Here is a 16216-nt window from a genome sequence, read left to right on the forward strand (position 1 = left end):
GCAGGTTGGCGAGCGACGTCTTTTGGGCTGCGTCAGGCGGGCTTTCGCCGTCGAAGTCTGAAATCGATAGACCGCTCGCCCGCGTTCAACTGCCGAAGTCAGTTGCGCGCTTCCCGCCGAAGAAATTGAGCAATCGGCATCAAGGCGTCGATCGAGGGCAAACCTGCGCGCGCTTCACCGTATGACGACCAGGGATAGGGGATAGCCGAAAGCCATTGCAGGACGGGCGTCTGATCGACAGCCGGCAGCACACACATGAACTCAATCTTGATGAGCAGCCGCTTGACGCGACCGTCGCCGGCGGCATCAAAATCCCAAGTGTACTCGCCGCAACCGACGCGAACGTCGCCGTCGGACTTGTTTGACATCCCCACCAGCCAGTCGCATTGAAACTGTGGAAGGCGATTGGACTCAGGGCGCGAGAGGCAGAAGGTGCGCACATTCTCATACTGCGATCCAAAGCTTCGGACGAGAACGTCGGTGACGCTCTCCAATCCATGAGCGGAGCTTGGAAAAGAGATTGCGTCGGTCAGGAGCTGCATCTGGAGCTCACACTCCTGCACGAACGCACGCTTCATGAGCTGGGGCAGGTTTCGGTCCTTTGCCTCGATGTACGTGCTGATCGCCTCGGCTGCCGTGATCGATTGGGTCTGAATCAAGTATTCTCTCCAGAGTTGCGCGACCAGATGCCAGGTGACAGCGGCGCCAACGACACCGCAGGAAACAACAAGATGGGTGCCGCCAAACCAGGCCCCACAATATACCGCAAGCTTGATTCCTTCACCCGCACGCCGCTGCGAAAGACGACTGCGATCAGGCTGCCGGAAATGCCGAGCACCGATCTGCCTGAATGGCAATGCCGACAGGCGCCCCCATTGGCCAGCGCAGAATGGCCTGCTCGCCCGGGGATCGCACCAGCAGCCGCTCCCCGGCGCACTCGATCTGAAGATCGACGTGGCCACCTTGGTAGATCCGAGCAACAACGCTGCCCTTGATGGCGCACGGCTCCTCGGGCGCCACAATGCTAAACTGCTCGGGGCGGACGAAGAGGTCAACCGCCGCGGACTTCTCGAGCCCGGACAGGCTCTCGCCCGGCACCTTCACCAGGGCATCGCCGAGCGCGACGGTCGCTTGCTTGGCCTGCATACTCACAAGCTGGCCACGCAGCCTGTTATTGTCGCCGACAAAGCCGGCCACGAACGGGTCCGCCGGGCTGCGGTAGACGTCGACAGGGCTTCCGAGTTGCCTGATACGGCCCTCGGACATGACAGCCACACGATCGGACATGCTCAAGGCCTCGCCTTGGTCATGCGTCACAAAGATCGTGGTCAGACCCAGCTTGCGCTGAATTTCCCGCAGCTCCACCTGCATCGAGGTCCGCAGGCTCTTGTCCAGCGCCGAGAACGGCTCGTCGAGCAGCAGGACGGTCGGGTTGATGACGAGAGCACGCGCGAGCGCAACGCGCTGCTGCTGACCGCCGGACAATTGCCGGGGCTTGCGGTTCTCCATGCCCTTCAGCTTGACCAGCGCCAGCGCATCGGCGACGCGCTTGTCCCGCTCAACCCTGGGGACCCGCCGCGTCTTCAGACCATAGGCGACGTTTTCCGCCACACTCATGTGCGGAAACAGCGCGTAGTTCTGAAACATCATGCCGATGCCGCGCTGGTAGGTCGGAATGTCATTCACGCGCTTGCCCTCGATCGAGATCGAACCGCCGTCCGGCCTCAGAAAGCCCGCGGCCAGCTTGAGCAGCGTGGTCTTGCCGCATCCTGATGGACCAAGCAGCGTCACGAACTCGCTGCGGCCAACGCCGAGCGTAACGGCGTTCAGGGCCACGACATCGTCAAATCGCTTGGTCACGGCGTCGAAATGGACCGCCGCTTGTTCCCCTTCAACATTCGCAGACGGCTTCAAGATCCGTGCTCCCTAGTGAGACTGCTCGATATTGAGGACCTTGCCGAGGCCCAGGAACGCATTGGCAAAGGCGATCAAGGCGGCGGTGCCGACGATATACATGACCGACAATGCCGCCATCGACGGATCGGCGAACTCGCGCACGTAATTGTACATCGCGACAGGAAGCGTCTGGGTCCGCTGCGAAGTCACGAACAGCGAGGCCGTGAACTCGTTGAACGACAGGATCGCCGCGAACAGCCAGCCGCTGACGAGCCCGGGCAGCAGCAGCGGCAGGGTGACGGTGGTCAGGACGCGAAGCGGTCCGGCGCCGAGGCTCGATGCTGCGTGTTCGTAGCTCTGATCGAGATTCCTCAGCGAGACATACACGCTGCGCAGCACGAACGGCAGCACCAGGATCACGTGGCAGATCACGACGACCGCAAAACCGCGGCTCAGGCCGACTTGCGCCGCGAGGATGAGAAAGCCGAGCCCTACCGTGAAGTGCGGAATCACCAACGGCGAAATCAGGATTCCTTCGATGGCGGACTTGAGCGGAAACTTGTACCGGTCGATGACAAAAGCGAACATGCCGCCAACGCACAGCGCGATCGTCGAGCTCCAGGCCGTGACGATCAGGCCGTTGAGGAACCCTTGCCGGAAGTCTTCATAGGCGAGGGCCCGACCAAACCATCGCCACGACCAGGTCTGCGGCGGGAATGACAGGATAGGCTTGTCGTTGAACGCGGCGATTGTCACGACTACCGCCGGCAGCACAAGAAAAGCGATGATGACGAGCACCGTCAACAATCCGACCCAGCCGAGCACTCTCTGATAGGTCGAGCGCGGAATCATCAGTGCACCTCCATCTTCTGAAGCGGTCGGGAGGCTAGCTGAAGCAGTCCAAGCACCAGGGCGGTCAAAGCCAGCCCGGCCACGCACAATGTCGCGGCGAAGGGAAAGTTGAAGCTGGAAAAGCCAAGCTGGTAGACCAGATTGGAGATCATATTGACGCGGCCGCCGCCGATCAGCTGCGGCGTGGCGAATGCCGAGAACGTCCAGGCGAATGCCGTCGTGGTGCCCGCGACCACGCCGGGCAAGGACAGCGGCAATGTCACGGTGAGGAACACGCGAATCGGACCGGCTCCCAGGCTTTCAGCCGCCCGGGAATAGTCGCGGTCGATATGGGACAATCCGGCAGCCAGCATGATGACCATGACCGGCAGCGTGACATGCACGAGAGCAACCACAACGCCGAATGGCGTGAACATCAGCTGCAGCGGCTTGCCGATGAAGCCGAGCGACATCAGCAAGGAATTGATGAAGCCGTTGTTGCCCAGGACGATGATCCACGCATAGGTGCGAACGACCTCGCCCAGAAACAGGGGCGTCACGACAATCACGAGGAGAATGGAGCGGAGGATCGGCTGTTCGACGCGCACAAGCGCATAGGCCAGCGGATATCCGACGATCAGCGTCACGACCGCGGGTCATCGCGCACACGACGACGGTATCGAGAAACACGCGCGCATAGAGCGGTTTGAGAAGGTCGGCGAAATTCCCCAGCGTGAACCCGCCGGGGTCGAGCGATCCCGGCACGTAGGTCCGGAGGCTGTATTGCAGAACCGCAACCATCGCCGCGAGGAACCCGATCGCACAGAGCGTCGCCGGCGCCGTGAAGATGCGCAGAAATGGCTGCTGATTCATGATGCAGGACCGATCTGGCAACGGATCAGTTCATGATGTTTTCGGCGAACCATTTGCGCCATTCCGCCGTCTTGTTGGCGCGCAGCTTGGCGTCGATGTTGATCTGCTGCTTCCATTGCTCCGCCGACGTGAAGACACCCGGAAGCTTGGCGATTTCAGGATCGATCTTCGCGTTGAGGACTGCCGGGCTCCCCTTCTTCTGCTTCGAGATCTCGGCCTGGATTTCGGGGTCGTAGAGCGCGTTGATGAACTTGTATGCGAGGTCAACCTTCTTTGACCCCTTCATGACCGCGACGGTGTCGATTCCCAGCACCGCGCCCTCTTTCGGCATCGCGAGCGTGATCGGAATGCCCTGCCCGATCATGTAGTAGGCGTTCATCGAAAGCACGATCTGCACCGGCGTCTCGCCGCTCGCGAGCAGTTGCTGGCTGTTGGCATCGTTGGTGTAGAACGCCTTGAAGTTTGGCTTGAGCGCCTTGAGCTTCTCCTCGCCTTTTTCCCAATGGGCCGGGTCGGCGCCGGCAAGAATGGCGGCGACCGCAATGATGTGACCGGGATCGAAATCCGGAGCGGCAAGCTTGTCCTTCAACTCCGGTTTCCAGAGATCATTCCAGCTCTCGAACTTGGTATCCTTGATCAGATCGGGGCGGTAGCCGATCGTGTAGACATAGGCCCAGGCGCCGAGATGGTAGGGACTGATCCGCGCCTCGTCCGCGAGGTTCTTCGCATTGGGGATCTTCGAGGTATCGATCGTCTCGAACAACCCGTCATTGGCATAGAGCCACCCGACATGCGACGTCGTGAACGTCACGTCGCTTTCGGGATTTCCCTTGGCGAGCTTTTCCTTGTTCAGTCGATCGATGGTGCCGCCGGTGATGAATTCGACAGGGACGCCGGTTTCGGCGGTGAATTTCCTGGCCACCGTCTCGGCCACCAGATCGCGCCAACTGCCGCCCCAGATACTGACAACGAGCTTGTCTTGTGCGTGAGCCGGCAAAGCAATCAGAACAACGATCAACACGGACCAAAGGCGAAGCATAGCTGCAGTCTCCCTCCAGCGAGGGAATGCAGCGCCCGGCTCCAGCTGCAATCCTCGGTCATGAAATTAAACTTATCATCTGCTTAATAGTACCTTTTATCAGGCGCCTCATCGACCCGCAATAGGTTTGTCTTATCGACAATAGTACCTTTTGCGATTAGCCTGCGCGCCACGTTGGTCGAAATCACGGAGGCAGTCGATGACGATATCGACGGAAGCTTTAGAGGCCCATCGGCCGTCTGCCGTTCTCAATACGCTCAGGCGTCTTGGTTTCGGCACCGTCGTCTCTGTCCCCGACAGCTGGCTGGGCGAAATCCTCATTCGCATCGACCAGGAGCCGGGCATGACGCTGGTGCGCGCAACGCATGAAGAGGAGGCGCTTGCGATCGCTTGTGGAAGCCGGCTCGGTGGCGTTCGCACCGCCCTGCTTGTGCAGAATGCCGGCGTACTCAGCATGGGTGCGGGCATGGTGTCGCTCGCGCAGCGTTATCAATTTCCGCTTCTGATGCTGGTGTCCTACCGCGGCACGCCGGATGATCCGGTCTTCTATCATGTGCCGAAGGGCCGAGCGACGGAGCCGGTCTTCCGCGGCATCGGCCTCGCCCATGCCTGCACCGATCGATACCGCCCGATCGGTCCACAGGTCGAACATGCCGCAACCTATGCGGAAGAAGCCTCATGTCCGTTTGCCCTGCTCATGGGTCGGGAGGATATCCAGTGGTGACCAATGCACGATCGACCCGGGCGGATCACTACAGGGCGCTTGCCGGCAGTCTGCCTTCTCGCGCGCTCGTCGTGACGTCGCTCGGCAATGCTTCGTATTTGTGGGCATCGCTGCATCACGCGCCGGAAAACTTCTACTTCGAAGACGCCATGGGACTGACACTCCCCCTAGCACTGGGCCTGGCGCTCGCTCAATCGGACCGTCCCGTCATTGCTGTCGAAGGCGATGGCGCGCTGCTCATGCATATGGGCGCGCTCGTCACGATTGGCGCGATGAACCCGTCAAATCTCACCATCCTCCTGATCCAGAACGGCGTTCACGCGGCTTCCGGCGGCCAAGCCTTGACCAACGCGACGCTCGATCTGGCACAGCTGGCGCGGGCCTCGGGAATCAAGCACGCTGAGAACCTGAATGCGCCGAGCGCACTCGCCGCCGGCATCGCCTCGGCCGAAAAACGCGATGGCGTCGGAGTCCTGGTTCTGGCGACGGAGCCCGACATCGAAGTCGTGCGGCCGCCGATCTCACTCGATCCGGTCGCGACAAAACATCGCTTCATGGCTGCGATCGAGGCACCACGTTACGTCCCGACGCTGTTCGGCGGCGGGATGCTCGAGCGGCCCTAGTCGACCAGCACTTCCCTTGCACGAATCCATGGCGGTCCGCTTCATTGCCGAAGCGGGCCGCCTTTTTCACATGCTTCCACATGCCACCCGGCCGCCGGAAGACGCTGCGATCTTAGGCACAGGACGTCGAAACTTTGAACTTGTCGGTCGTCCTTCACATAGTACGATGTATAGGACGATGGACTATTCGCCGGTTCGCTCGCTCTTGATGAGGACGACGACAACGATGGACAGCAACCAGGACGCCTTGCGGATCGATGTGGCCGCGTCGATTTCCGTCGGCATGCCCGTTATTCACTTCAATGACGGCGGCTCCCCGGTCCAGCCGAATAAGCTTGGTGAGACAGCGGCTGCGGGTCAGCCGCAACACGGTGAGCGTCGAATGCCGGTGCCCCAGGCCTTGCTGATGTGGATTTGCTCGTCATCCGGTGAGGCGTGGCCTTCCCTCGAACTCATCCTGGGCCGCGCGCTGTCGCCGCGGAGCCCGATCGGATCCGGCGCTTCATAGGTCATCTGCTTCCGGGTTAGCCAATCGCAAGGCCCTGGCACAGGCTGGCGCCATTTGCCGCCCGCCCTACATCGCCTTGACGATGTTCTCGGTGACCTTCTTGGCATCGCCGAGCAGCATCATGGTGTTGTCGCGGTAGAACAGCGGATTGTCGATGCCGGCATAGCCTGACGCCAGCGAGCGCTTGATGAACATCACGGTGCCGGCCTTCCAGACCTGCAGCACCGGCATGCCGTAGATCGGCGAGGTCTTGTCCTCTTCCGCCGCCGGGTTGGTGACGTCGTTGGCGCCGATCACAAACGCGATGTCGGCCTGGGCGAACTCCGAGTTGATGTCCTCGAGCTCGAACACCTCGTCATAGGGCACGTTGGCTTCGGCCAGCAGCACGTTCATGTGGCCAGGCATGCGGCCCGCCACCGGGTGAATGGCGTATTTCACCTCGACGCCTTCCTTCTTCAGGAGGTCGGTCATCTCGCGCAGCGCGTGCTGGGCCTGCGCCACCGCCATGCCGTAGCCGGGCACGATGATGACCTTGGAGGCGTTCTTCATGATGAAGGCGGCATCATCCGCCGAGCCGAGCTTGGCGGGCTTCTGCTCGCCGGAGCCGCCGCCGGCCGCCGCGGTCTCGCCGCCGAAGCCCCCGAGGATCACCGAGATGAACGAGCGGTTCATCGCGTGGCACATGATGTAGGACAGGATCGCGCCCGACGAGCCGACCAGCGCGCCGGTGATGATCAGCGCCGAGTTGCCGAGCGTGAAGCCGATGCCGGCCGCGGCCCAGCCGGAGTACGAGTTCAGCATCGAGATCACGACCGGCATGTCGGCGCCGCCGATCGGGATGATCATCAAGACGCCGAGCGCCAGCGCGATGATGGTGATCAGCCAGAAGTCGAGCGCGCTGCCCGACATCACCAGGCCGACGATGAAGAACACCAGCGCCAAGGCGAGCACGATGTTGATGACGTGGCGGAACGGCAGGATGATCGGCGCGCCGCTCATCCGGGCCGACAGCTTCAGGAACGCGATCACCGAGCCGGTGAAGGTCAGGGCGCCGATCGCGACGCCGAGCGACATCTCGACCAGGCTCTGCGGATGGATGTTGCCGGGCGTGCCGATGTCGAACGCCTCGGGCGCGTAGAACGCGCCGGCCGCGACCAGCACCGCGGCCATGCCGACCAGCGAATGGAACGCGGCGACCAGCTCCGGCATCGAGGTCATCGGCACCCGGCGCGCGATGACAGCGCCGATGCTGCCGCCGATCGCGATCGCGACGATCACCAGGAGCCAGGCCACGCCGTCGGCCGGCGGATGGCTCGCCAGCGTGGTGGCGACCGCGATCGCCATGCCGATCATGCCGAAGAAATTGCCCTGGCGCGACGATGCCGGGCTCGACAGGCCGCGCAGCGACAGGATGAACAGCACCCCCGCCACGAGGTACAGAACAGCAGCCAGATTGGCGTTCATCTCAGGTCCCCCTTTGTCTTCGTCACCCCGAGGTGCACGCCGCTCACTTGGCTTTCTTCTTGTACATCGCCAGCATGCGCTGGGTGACCAGGAAGCCGCCGAAGATGTTCACGCAGGCGAAGATCAGCGCCACGAAGCCGAAGCCGCGGGCCCAGGGCGAGCCGCTCGACACCATGCCGACGCCGACCGCGAGCAGCGCACCGACCACGATCACCGAGGAGATCGCGTTGGTCACGCTCATCAGCGGGGTATGCAGCGCGGGGGTCACCGACCACACCACGAAGTAGCCGACGAACACCGCAAGAACGAAGATCGACAGCCGGAACACGAACGGATCGACGGCCTGCGCGAGATGCTCCATGGCTTCTCTCCTTACTTCGGCTGGAAGTTGGGATGGATGACGGCGCCGTCTTTGGTCAGCACGGTGGCCTTCACCAGCTCGTCGTCCCAATTGACCGCGAGCGCCTTGCTGGCCTTGTCGACCATCGTCTCGATGAACGAGAACAGATTGCGCGCATACAGGCTCGAGGCCGAGGCGGCGACCCGGCCGGCGACATTGGTGTAGCCGACGATCTTGATGCCGTCGGTCTCGACCACCTCGCCAGGCCTCGCGCCCTCGACATTGCCGCCACGCTCGACCGCGAGATCGACCAGCACCGAGCCCGGCTTCATCGATTTGACCATCTCGCCGCTGACGAGCTTCGGCGCCGGACGGCCGGGGATCAGCGCGGTGGTGATCACGATGTCCTGCTTCTTGATGTGCTCGGCGGTCAGCGCGGCCTGCTTGGCCTGATACTCTTTCGACATCTCCTTGGCGTAGCCGCCGGCGGTCTGCGCGTTCTTGAACTCCTCGTCCTCGACGGCGAGGAATTTTGCGCCCAAGCTCTCCACCTGCTCCTTGGTGGCGGGCCGCACGTCGGTCGCGGTGACGACGGCCCCGAGCCGCCGCGCGGTCGCGATCGCCTGCAGGCCGGCGACGCCGACGCCCATCACGAACACTTTGGCGGCCGGAATGGTGCCGGCGGCGGTCATCATCATCGGGAAGGCGCGGCCGAACGCTTCGGCGCCCTCGATCACCGCGCGGTAGCCGGCCAGATTGGCCTGCGAGGACAGCACATCCATCACCTGGGCGCGGGTGATGCGCGGCATCAGCTCCATCGCAAACGCCGACACGCCGGCATCGGCCATCGCCTTCAGCGCGGTCTCGTTGCCGTAGGGATCCATGATCGCGATCACGAGCGCGCCGCGCTTGTACTTCGACAGCTCGGAGGCCTCCGGCCGCTTCACCTTGATGATGATGTCGGCATCCTTGAGCGCGTCGGCGCTGACGGTGGCGCCGGCCGCGACAAGCTCCGAATCGGGCAGCCCCGACTTGACGCCCGCGCCCGGCTCGACCGCGACCTCGGCGCCGAGCGCCTTGAACTTCTTGATGGTATCGGGCGAAACCGCAACCCGCGGCTCGGACGCATCGATTTCCTTGGCAACGGCGATCTTCACACTCACAGCACCACTCTTGAGAACCAACGAGGTCATTCACCAAATCCGCGCCGCAAGCACGGCATATCCCAGAGGATCGTCATCGATCCCAGGGTGGCCGCCCGCGTCGCAGAATTTTCCGGCTTGGCAACGCCGACGCATCAATCGCGCAGCGTCTCGAGCCCAAAGGAGACAATTCCGCCGGGCTCGAAGTCGGCGCATCGTTGCGCAAACTTGACGATCTCAGCACGAGCCTTTCGATCCCGCACCCTCATGAACGACGCGAGAAGCACCAGGCATTCGTCGGAACCCACCTCATCCCTCGCTCGCGCCGCACCGCCCATGAGATTCTCGTCATTCCTGCTCACCTGCCGTCATCCGCCCAAGTAGGCAGATCGCACATGTTCATCGTCGATGAGATCCTTGCCGCTCCCGGAAAGAACGATCGAACCGGTCTCCAGAAGGTAGGCGTAGTCGCACATCTCGAGCGCCGAGTAAGCGTTCTGTTCGACCATCAAGACCGTCGTCCCGGATTTCCTGATGCTATCGATGATCGAGAACACTTGTTCGACGATGTTGGGCGCAAGGCCGAGCGATGGTTCGTCGAACATCATGAGCCTGGGCTTGGACATGATCGCGCGCCCGATCGCCAGCATCTGCTGCTCGCCGCCGGATAGTGTCCCGGCAACCTGATGCCGGCGTTCGGCCAATCGCGGAAACATCCCGAAGATCCGCTCCCGATCCGCCGCGATCTCCCGACGGTCGGAGCGCAGATACGCGCCCATGTCGAGATTTTCGTCGACGGTCATGTCGGGGAATACACGCCGCCCTTCGGGGCAGTGGGCGATTCCCTTGCTCAGGATCTCCCGCGCCGAGCACTTCGTAATGTCGTGGCCGTCGAACGTAATCCGTCCGGCCGCTGAAGGCAGGATTCCCGAGATCGCCCGCAACGTCGTGCTTTTGCCCGCACCGTTCGCTCCGATCAGAGCGACCAGCTGCCCCTGCCCGATCGACAAGGTGACGCCCTTGAGAGCCTCGACCTTGCCGTATCGGCAAACAAGACCATTAATGTGCAGCATGCCGGCTGGCTCCTTCACCGAGATAGGCACGAATGACCTCGGGATTGCCGCGGATCGCCGCAGGCGGCCCCTCGGCGATGATGCGGCCGTAGTTGAGCACGACGATGCGATCGGAGACGCCCATGACCATGGGCACATCGTGTTCCACCAGCAGGATCGACATGCCGCGGCCGTGCAACTTGTTGAGCAGCTCCATGAACCGCGCGGTTTCCGTCGCGTTCATGCCCGACACCGGCTCATCCAGCAAAAGCATCGACGGGTCGGTCGCAAGTGCAAGGGCGACGCCGAGCAGACGCTGGTCGCCGTAAGACAGCGACCCGGCGAGTTCGTCGGCACGGCGCGCGATCCCGACGATCTCGAGCAGCTCGTGCGCAAGATTCCTCAACTCCGCCTCCGCGCGCCCTTCGCGCGGCAGCGCGAGCAGCGTATCCAGCAATGTCGACCGGCTCCGCCGGTGCAAGCCGATCATCACGTTCTCGAAGACAGTCACGCTCTGGAACACGCTCGTGCGCTGAAAGGTCCGCGCCAGGCCGAGCGAGGTGACTTCATGCGGCTTGAGGTTGCTGAGCGAGGTATTCTTATAGCGCACCTCGCCCTTGGTCGGCCGCAGAAAGCCGGTGATGACGTTGAAGGCCGTCGTCTTGCCGGCGCCGTTCGGTCCAATCAGGCTGACAATCTCACCCTGGTTGACGACGAAGCTCATATCGGTGATCGCAATCAGTCCGCCGAAATGCACGGCGATATGTTCAACGGACAGAACTGGCTGCGGAACGCTGGAGGGCATGGTGCTCATGGCGTGTCGTGCATCTTGGCTTGGAGAGGCTCCGGATCGGCGCGGGTGCTAGGCGCTGCGAACCACTTCTCGACTGCGGGGACAATGCCCTTCGGCAACACGAAGACGATGATGATCATCAGCAGGCCATAGAGGATCCACTGAATCTCGGGGGTAGCGAAAGACCGGGCGGCGACGGGAATGAAGCCGAAGATGAGGCCGCCAACGATGGGTCCCGCAAGGGTGCCCTTGCCGCCCGAGATCACCATGATCACCATCGTGACCGTGTAAAGAAACGCAAACACGTCAGGATCGATGATCTTGAGGTAATGGGCGTAAAGGCTGCCGGCGGCCCCCGCGATGCCGGCCGAAAACACCGCGGCCAGCACCAAATAGCGGGTGACGTCGATCCCGACCGAGACTGCCAGCGACTCGTTCTCCTTGAGCGCAATCATTGCGCGCCCGACGCGGGAGTAGACGAGACGCTGGATGACGATGTAGGACCCCACAAGGACGGCAAGCACGAGATAATAGTTGGATTGCTTGCTGTAGAAATCGAGATAGCCAACTCCGGGCAGCCCCAACGTCATCGGCGGGATCGAGGTCAAGGCCAGCGGCCCTTGGGTCAACTCGACCCAGTTCAGCGCGACCAGCCGGACCACTTCCGCAAAGCTGATGGTCACGATGACGAAGTAGGCGCCCCGCACCTTGAAGGACAGCTTACCGACGGCATAGCCGCAGAGCGCTGCAACCAGGGTGCCGATCACAAACCCGGTCCAGACCGGCCAGGGTTCGTGAACCACGCGGATACCGCCGATCAACTCGACATCGAAGCCCAGCGACACCAGCGCGCTGGTGTAGGCTCCAATTCCAAAGAATGCGACGTGACCAAGGCTCAGCTGTCCAGTGTATCCGAGCAGGAGATTGAGGCTCATCGCCGCGACAATGAGGATACCCGTCGTGATGAAGGCGTTCAGCAAATACGGATCGTGCAGCCAAAGCGGGACCGATGCGAATGCGGCGAGCGCGATATAGGGGATCAATCGCTTCATCCGATCCGCTCCGCGCGTGCAAAGAGGCCGGTCGGCTTGAAGAGGAGCACGACGATGATGATCAGGAAGCCCATGGCATCGCGGTAGCCCGACGAAACGTATCCGGCACCAAGCTCCTCGGCCAACGCCAGCAGGAAGCCGCCGATGGTGGCGCCCCCAATGCTGCCGAGACCGCCCAGGATGACGATGGCGAAAGCCTTCAGCGAAGCGAGATTACCCATTTGCGGGGAGATGACGTAGACGGGTCCGAGCAATGCACCCGCCGCTGCCGCGAGGCTCGAGCCGATCGCGAACGTCGCCATGTAGATGAACTGGATGTTGACGCCCATGAGCGAAGCAGCATCACGATCCTGGAAGGTGGCACGCATCGCCTTGCCGAGTTTTGTGCGGTTGATCAGGAGATAGGACACGCCGATCAAGGCAAGGGCAGCGCAGAAGACGAACAGGCGCAACCAGGACACCGAAATCGAACCAATGACGAGCGGAAGTTCCGGGAACGGCGTCGAAACCGACTTCGCGACACCACCCCAGATGAACTGCTCGCCATTCTGCATCACGATCATGGCGCCGATCATGACCAGCATGGTCGTATCGATGTCCGCACCACGCATTGGGCGCAGCAAGACGACCTCGATCAGCGCACCGGCAAAGCAGCCCAGGACGACCGCCACGATCAGCGCAAGGAAGAAGTTGAGGCCGAGCATCACGCCGACGAAATACAGCGCATAGGCTCCGAAGGAGTAAAGCTCACCATGCGCGAAATTGACGACGCGCATGATGCCAAAGATGAGCGTGAGCCCGATGCCCAGCAGCGCGTAGGTGCTGCCCAGAATGAGCGTATTGACGATGTGTTGCAGAAGCTCGGTCATGCTGATTTTTTCGGCCGAAAGACCGCTGATCCTCTCTTCAGAGCATGTTTATGGGCGAGGCAATGCCAAGGCGCCACCAATTATGGTGGCGCCTTCCGCGATCGTCGAGCTCAGGAGCCCGACAGGATGATCTTTTCGTTCTCGATCTTGATCAGATAGAGGTTGGGCATGCTCTGGCCGCTTTCCTTGCCGGTCGGCCCTTGCTTCTGGAACTTGATCTGACCGTTCAGGCCGGGAAAGTCGGTCGTCCAAAGCGCATCGGTGATCGCCGCGGGCTCTGCCTTGCCGGCCCGCTGGATCGCATTGGCGATCGTGCGAATTCCGTCGTAGCCGCGGAAGCTCTCGGTCGCGCCGGCGATCGCATAGCCACGCTTTTTCCACTCGCCGAGGAAATACTTCGTCGCTGCCGGATCCGGGGTCCTGTCCGGATACCAGGGCGCGAAGGTCGTCAGATGCATGGAGCCGTTCGCTGCGGCGCCGGCCTGCTCGATCAGCTGATCCGGATTCTGCGAGCCGCCGGTGGTGACGATCCGCTTGGTGATGCCGAGCGCTGCGGCCTGCTTCAACACCAGGGTCAGCTGCTCGACCGCGGTCGTGACCATGATCGTGTCCGAGTCGGTTGCCTTGATCTTGGCAAGCTGGGCGCTCATGTCCTGGGCGGCCTGATCCATGATCTCCACGAGGCCGACCTGAATGTTCTGGGCCTTCATGATCTTGCCGAAGTCCTCGGCTGATCCACGGCCCCAGTCATTGTTGATGACGAGGAAGTCGGCCTTCTTGATGCCGAGTGACGGCATGATAGACTTGAACTCGGTCGCCTCGACCGACGACGGCGGCGAGATGCGGAAGATGTAGGAATTGCCCGACGTCGTGATCTTGCTCGAGGAGGAGGTCTCCACCACCATTGGGACCTTGTATTCCATGAGCTTCGGCATCACCGCAAGCGTCAGGCTCGAGCCCCAGGCACCCATGATCACGGGCACCTTGTCGCCGGTGATCAGCTTCTCGGCGACGGCAGCGGCCTCCGTCGGATTGCTCTTGTTGTCTTCGATGACCAGTTCGATCTTCCGACCGAGCAAGCCGCCCTTCGCGTTGATTTCGTCGGCGGCAATCTTTGCGCCGTTCACGACATAGGTGCCGGAAGCGGCGAACGGACCGGTGAGCGGCTCATTGTGACACCGATCTTGATGGTCTGCGCCGCTGCGCCCGTCGCCAGTGCGGTCGACATCGCCGCGGCGAGGGCCGCGCCCGTAATCAATCCGTGTGCTCGCTTCATCTTTCCTCCTGTGCTCGCATGAGCCGTGCCTAGGGAACGAAACACCAGTGCAGCGCGCCAGCTTATGGGTGCCGGCCATTCGTCACCGCCAGGATGATCCTATCATCCTATTCTTAGTATCTTAAAGATACTTCTAATCCGTCGTCAAGCAGGCGCCCTGCTCTATTTTTGTTTTCGCAGTGCCCTCATTTGACGCAGCCGCTCATCATTTGCGCGATTGCTTTCGCCTAGACCAATTTCGAAACTCCTTCGACGGACACGATGCCGCGCGTGCCGATCAAGCGTTCGCCAAATTCGCTTCCTTGTTGAACTCGATGGTGAGTTGATCCCATTCGCCCAGGCTGTCCTGAATTTTGCTCCAGAAGGACTGCGAACGGCGCCGCTCAAAATCGGCGACTGAAACCCCCTGCTGCTCGACCCAGGTGTAGTAGCCGAGGTTGAAGACGGCGCGGCGCGAATGCTCCGTCAGCTCAATGAGATTGTCGGAGGCGGCGCCGAGCAGGCAGGCGCCGAAGATTTCGGCGGCGTTCACCTGATCAAGGCCACGCGCGTAGTGGCTCTCTTCGAACTGCCTGCGTTCACTGCCATACATGGAAGCGCTGTCCGTCGCCACGGTGACAATGGCCTTCTCGGGCCCGTAGTTCATCTGCTTTGCCAGCTTGATCGAGGCGATGATGTTGGCGAGCCCGGAGATGCCTATATGGTCAAAGGCGCGCACCAGCGCGGGTTCGAGACCGCGGCGCGTCTCGAGATAATCCCGGCCCGCTCTCGAACCGAACAGCAGGTTGAGCTGGTCCGTGGTTCGGTCCGAGACCCCGACGACGAAGTCGAGGTTCATGACATTGTGAATGAGCGGAATGTGCTTGTCGCCGATCCCCTGAATGTTGTGCTCGCCATAGGCCATTGTTAAGCATCGTCGGGCATTCGAGCGCCTCGACCGCTACGACCTTTGAGCCCCAGCGTCTCTTGAGAAAATCACCGGCGGCGATCGTCCCCGACGATCCGGTTGCCGAAACGAAGGCCGCCAATTCGTGGTTATCGTCTTGATTGAACGCCTTGAAGGCATCTTCCGCCGCGCGCCCCGTGCACTCATAGTGGATGAGATAGTTTGAGAACGACGAGAACTGGTTGAGAATGACGTTGCTGTCGTCCCGACTGAGCTCCGCGCACTTGTCGTAGATCTCCTTGACGTTGCTCTCGGTGCCGGGTGTCCGGATGATATCGCCTGGGTCCGTCACCCACTTCTCGAGCCATTCGAAGCGCTCGCGACTCATCCCTTCTGGTAAGACGGCAACGCCACGACAGCCGAGGATCCGTGAAACAGCGACGCCGCCGCGACAATAATTGCCGGTGGAAGGCCAGACAGCCTTCTGGTTGAATGGATCGAAGCGCCCGGTCACGAGCTGCTCGATCAAGGCGGCATAGGCCGGCAGGACCTTGTGCGCGCCGATCATCGGAAAGCGATCGCCGAGCAACACGATGATCTTGGCATCGACGCCGGAGATCTCCTTTGGCAGCACGATATGGCCCGGCACCAGGTCCCTGCGCCTGCGGTCTTCCGCATTGTACCAGTGCATGCGCCAGAGGTTCGCGGCGCTCGGCTCATCCGGCCCGACCGCCGCAATGTCCTCCCACACCCTGGCCGACGGAAGCGGTGGATGCGCGAGCTGCGAGAAGGTCGGCAGCCTCAGGTTAAGTTTGCGCGCTTGCGCCGCGGCTTGCCGCCAGCCTTTC

18 protein-coding genes and 1 pseudogene are annotated in these 16216 nt (G+C 61.9%); 3 read left to right on the top strand and 16 right to left on the bottom strand.

The window, feature by feature from the left end; translation table 11 throughout:
• Positions 1-98 precede the first annotated feature (98 nt).
• The 5 genes from ACVWW1_RS18550 to ACVWW1_RS18570 form a co-directional block, all read right to left on the bottom strand.
• A complete protein-coding gene (locus tag ACVWW1_RS18550) occupies positions 99-659 on the bottom strand; it encodes a hypothetical protein (protein WP_456656958.1) in 561 nt (186 codons plus the stop codon).
• Positions 660-813: 154 nt separating this feature from the next.
• Positions 814-1860: an ABC transporter ATP-binding protein gene (locus ACVWW1_RS18555; protein ID WP_456656959.1), complete on the bottom strand. Its 1047-nt coding sequence runs from the start codon at positions 1858-1860 to the stop codon at positions 814-816.
• Between the two features lie 66 nt (positions 1861-1926).
• The gene (locus tag ACVWW1_RS18560; RefSeq protein WP_207832089.1) at positions 1927-2748 is read right to left on the bottom strand and encodes an ABC transporter permease; all 822 of its coding nucleotides are present in this window, start codon (positions 2746-2748) and stop codon (positions 1927-1929) included.
• The gene (locus ACVWW1_RS18565; RefSeq protein ID WP_456656960.1) at positions 2748-3374 is read right to left on the bottom strand and encodes an ABC transporter permease; all 627 of its coding nucleotides are present in this window, start codon (positions 3372-3374) and stop codon (positions 2748-2750) included. The genes ACVWW1_RS18560 and ACVWW1_RS18565 overlap by 1 nt, the downstream gene beginning before the upstream one ends.
• 251 nt (positions 3375-3625) lie before the next feature.
• A complete protein-coding gene (locus ACVWW1_RS18570; RefSeq protein ID WP_456656961.1) occupies positions 3626-4639 on the bottom strand; it encodes an ABC transporter substrate-binding protein in 1014 nt (337 codons plus the stop codon).
• Between the two features lie 199 nt (positions 4640-4838).
• Between ACVWW1_RS18570 and ACVWW1_RS18575 the strand changes: the two genes are divergently transcribed.
• The 3 genes from ACVWW1_RS18575 to ACVWW1_RS18585 all read left to right on the top strand — a co-directional run bounded on the left by ACVWW1_RS18575 (position 4839) and on the right by ACVWW1_RS18585 (position 6494).
• Entirely contained in the window at positions 4839-5363 is a 525-nt protein-coding gene (locus tag ACVWW1_RS18575) for a thiamine pyrophosphate-binding protein (protein ID WP_456656962.1), read from the top strand.
• Positions 5357-5986, top strand: coding sequence for a thiamine pyrophosphate-dependent enzyme (locus tag ACVWW1_RS18580; RefSeq protein ID WP_456656963.1), 630 nt, complete (start codon positions 5357-5359; stop codon positions 5984-5986). The genes ACVWW1_RS18575 and ACVWW1_RS18580 overlap by 7 nt, the downstream gene beginning before the upstream one ends.
• A gap of 178 nt (positions 5987-6164) precedes the next feature.
• Complete coding sequence (locus ACVWW1_RS18585) at positions 6165-6494, top strand: hypothetical protein (protein ID WP_456656964.1); 330 nt, start codon at positions 6165-6167, stop codon at positions 6492-6494.
• A 66-nt stretch (positions 6495-6560) separates the two neighbouring features.
• On the opposite strand, the gene ACVWW1_RS18590 is transcribed toward ACVWW1_RS18585, so the two are convergent.
• The 11 genes and pseudogenes from ACVWW1_RS18590 to ACVWW1_RS18640 form a co-directional block, all read right to left on the bottom strand.
• Complete coding sequence (locus ACVWW1_RS18590) at positions 6561-7958, bottom strand: NAD(P)(+) transhydrogenase (Re/Si-specific) subunit beta (RefSeq protein WP_456656965.1); 1398 nt, start codon at positions 7956-7958, stop codon at positions 6561-6563.
• Between the two features lie 43 nt (positions 7959-8001).
• Positions 8002-8319 carry a proton-translocating transhydrogenase family protein gene (locus ACVWW1_RS18595; RefSeq protein WP_456656966.1) on the bottom strand — a complete coding sequence of 106 codons (318 nt, stop codon included), beginning with the start codon at positions 8317-8319 and terminating at the stop codon, positions 8002-8004.
• 11 nt (positions 8320-8330) lie between these two features.
• Positions 8331-9455, bottom strand: a complete 1125-nt coding sequence (locus ACVWW1_RS18600) for a Re/Si-specific NAD(P)(+) transhydrogenase subunit alpha (RefSeq protein ID WP_456660607.1) — start codon at positions 9453-9455, stop codon at positions 8331-8333.
• Between the two features lie 140 nt (positions 9456-9595).
• A complete protein-coding gene (locus ACVWW1_RS18605; RefSeq protein ID WP_456656967.1) occupies positions 9596-9778 on the bottom strand; it encodes a hypothetical protein in 183 nt (60 codons plus the stop codon).
• Positions 9779-9808: 30 nt separating this feature from the next.
• Positions 9809-10513 carry an ABC transporter ATP-binding protein gene (locus ACVWW1_RS18610; RefSeq protein WP_176529642.1) on the bottom strand — a complete coding sequence of 235 codons (705 nt, stop codon included), beginning with the start codon at positions 10511-10513 and terminating at the stop codon, positions 9809-9811.
• Positions 10500-11306, bottom strand: a complete 807-nt coding sequence (locus ACVWW1_RS18615) for an ABC transporter ATP-binding protein (RefSeq protein ID WP_224924548.1) — start codon at positions 11304-11306, stop codon at positions 10500-10502. Before ACVWW1_RS18615 ends, ACVWW1_RS18610 begins: the two co-directional genes overlap by 14 nt.
• On the bottom strand, positions 11303-12337 hold the full coding sequence (locus ACVWW1_RS18620) for a branched-chain amino acid ABC transporter permease (RefSeq protein WP_456656968.1): 1035 nt from the start codon (positions 12335-12337) through the stop codon (positions 11303-11305). The genes ACVWW1_RS18615 and ACVWW1_RS18620 overlap by 4 nt, the downstream gene beginning before the upstream one ends.
• Positions 12334-13206: a branched-chain amino acid ABC transporter permease gene (locus ACVWW1_RS18625; RefSeq protein ID WP_456656969.1), complete on the bottom strand. Its 873-nt coding sequence runs from the start codon at positions 13204-13206 to the stop codon at positions 12334-12336. Before ACVWW1_RS18625 ends, ACVWW1_RS18620 begins: the two co-directional genes overlap by 4 nt.
• A 110-nt stretch (positions 13207-13316) precedes the next feature.
• Positions 13317-14482: pseudogene (locus ACVWW1_RS18630) on the bottom strand (ABC transporter substrate-binding protein).
• A gap of 277 nt (positions 14483-14759) precedes the next feature.
• Positions 14760-15200, bottom strand: a complete 441-nt coding sequence (locus ACVWW1_RS18635) for a hypothetical protein (RefSeq protein WP_456656970.1) — start codon at positions 15198-15200, stop codon at positions 14760-14762.
• Positions 15187-16017: a pyridoxal-phosphate dependent enzyme gene (locus tag ACVWW1_RS18640; RefSeq protein ID WP_456656971.1), complete on the bottom strand. Its 831-nt coding sequence runs from the start codon at positions 16015-16017 to the stop codon at positions 15187-15189. Before ACVWW1_RS18640 ends, ACVWW1_RS18635 begins: the two co-directional genes overlap by 14 nt.
• Between the last annotated feature and the right edge of the window lie 199 nt (positions 16018-16216).

This window comes from Bradyrhizobium sp. JR3.5, assembly GCF_054057015.1.

Excerpts from the sequence above, each read along its gene's own strand:
- ACVWW1_RS18590 (WP_456656965.1), bottom strand. The coding sequence starts at position 7,958 with ATGAACGCCAATCTGGCTGCTGTTCTGTACCTCGTGGCGGGGGTGCTG.
- ACVWW1_RS18560 (WP_207832089.1), bottom strand. The coding sequence starts at position 2,748 with ATGATTCCGCGCTCGACCTATCAGAGAGTGCTCGGCTGGGTCGGATTG.
- ACVWW1_RS18625 (WP_456656969.1), bottom strand. The coding sequence starts at position 13,206 with ATGACCGAGCTTCTGCAACACATCGTCAATACGCTCATTCTGGGCAGC.
- ACVWW1_RS18615 (WP_224924548.1), bottom strand. The coding sequence starts at position 11,306 with ATGAGCACCATGCCCTCCAGCGTTCCGCAGCCAGTTCTGTCCGTTGAA.
- ACVWW1_RS18585 (WP_456656964.1), top strand. The coding sequence starts at position 6,165 with ATGGACTATTCGCCGGTTCGCTCGCTCTTGATGAGGACGACGACAACG.
- ACVWW1_RS18570 (WP_456656961.1), bottom strand. The coding sequence starts at position 4,639 with ATGCTTCGCCTTTGGTCCGTGTTGATCGTTGTTCTGATTGCTTTGCCG.
- ACVWW1_RS18620 (WP_456656968.1), bottom strand. The coding sequence starts at position 12,337 with ATGAAGCGATTGATCCCCTATATCGCGCTCGCCGCATTCGCATCGGTC.
- ACVWW1_RS18575 (WP_456656962.1), top strand. The coding sequence starts at position 4,839 with ATGACGATATCGACGGAAGCTTTAGAGGCCCATCGGCCGTCTGCCGTT.
- ACVWW1_RS18605 (WP_456656967.1), bottom strand. The coding sequence starts at position 9,778 with ATGGGCGGTGCGGCGCGAGCGAGGGATGAGGTGGGTTCCGACGAATGC.
- ACVWW1_RS18610 (WP_176529642.1), bottom strand. The coding sequence starts at position 10,513 with ATGCTGCACATTAATGGTCTTGTTTGCCGATACGGCAAGGTCGAGGCT.
- ACVWW1_RS18595 (WP_456656966.1), bottom strand. The coding sequence starts at position 8,319 with ATGGAGCATCTCGCGCAGGCCGTCGATCCGTTCGTGTTCCGGCTGTCG.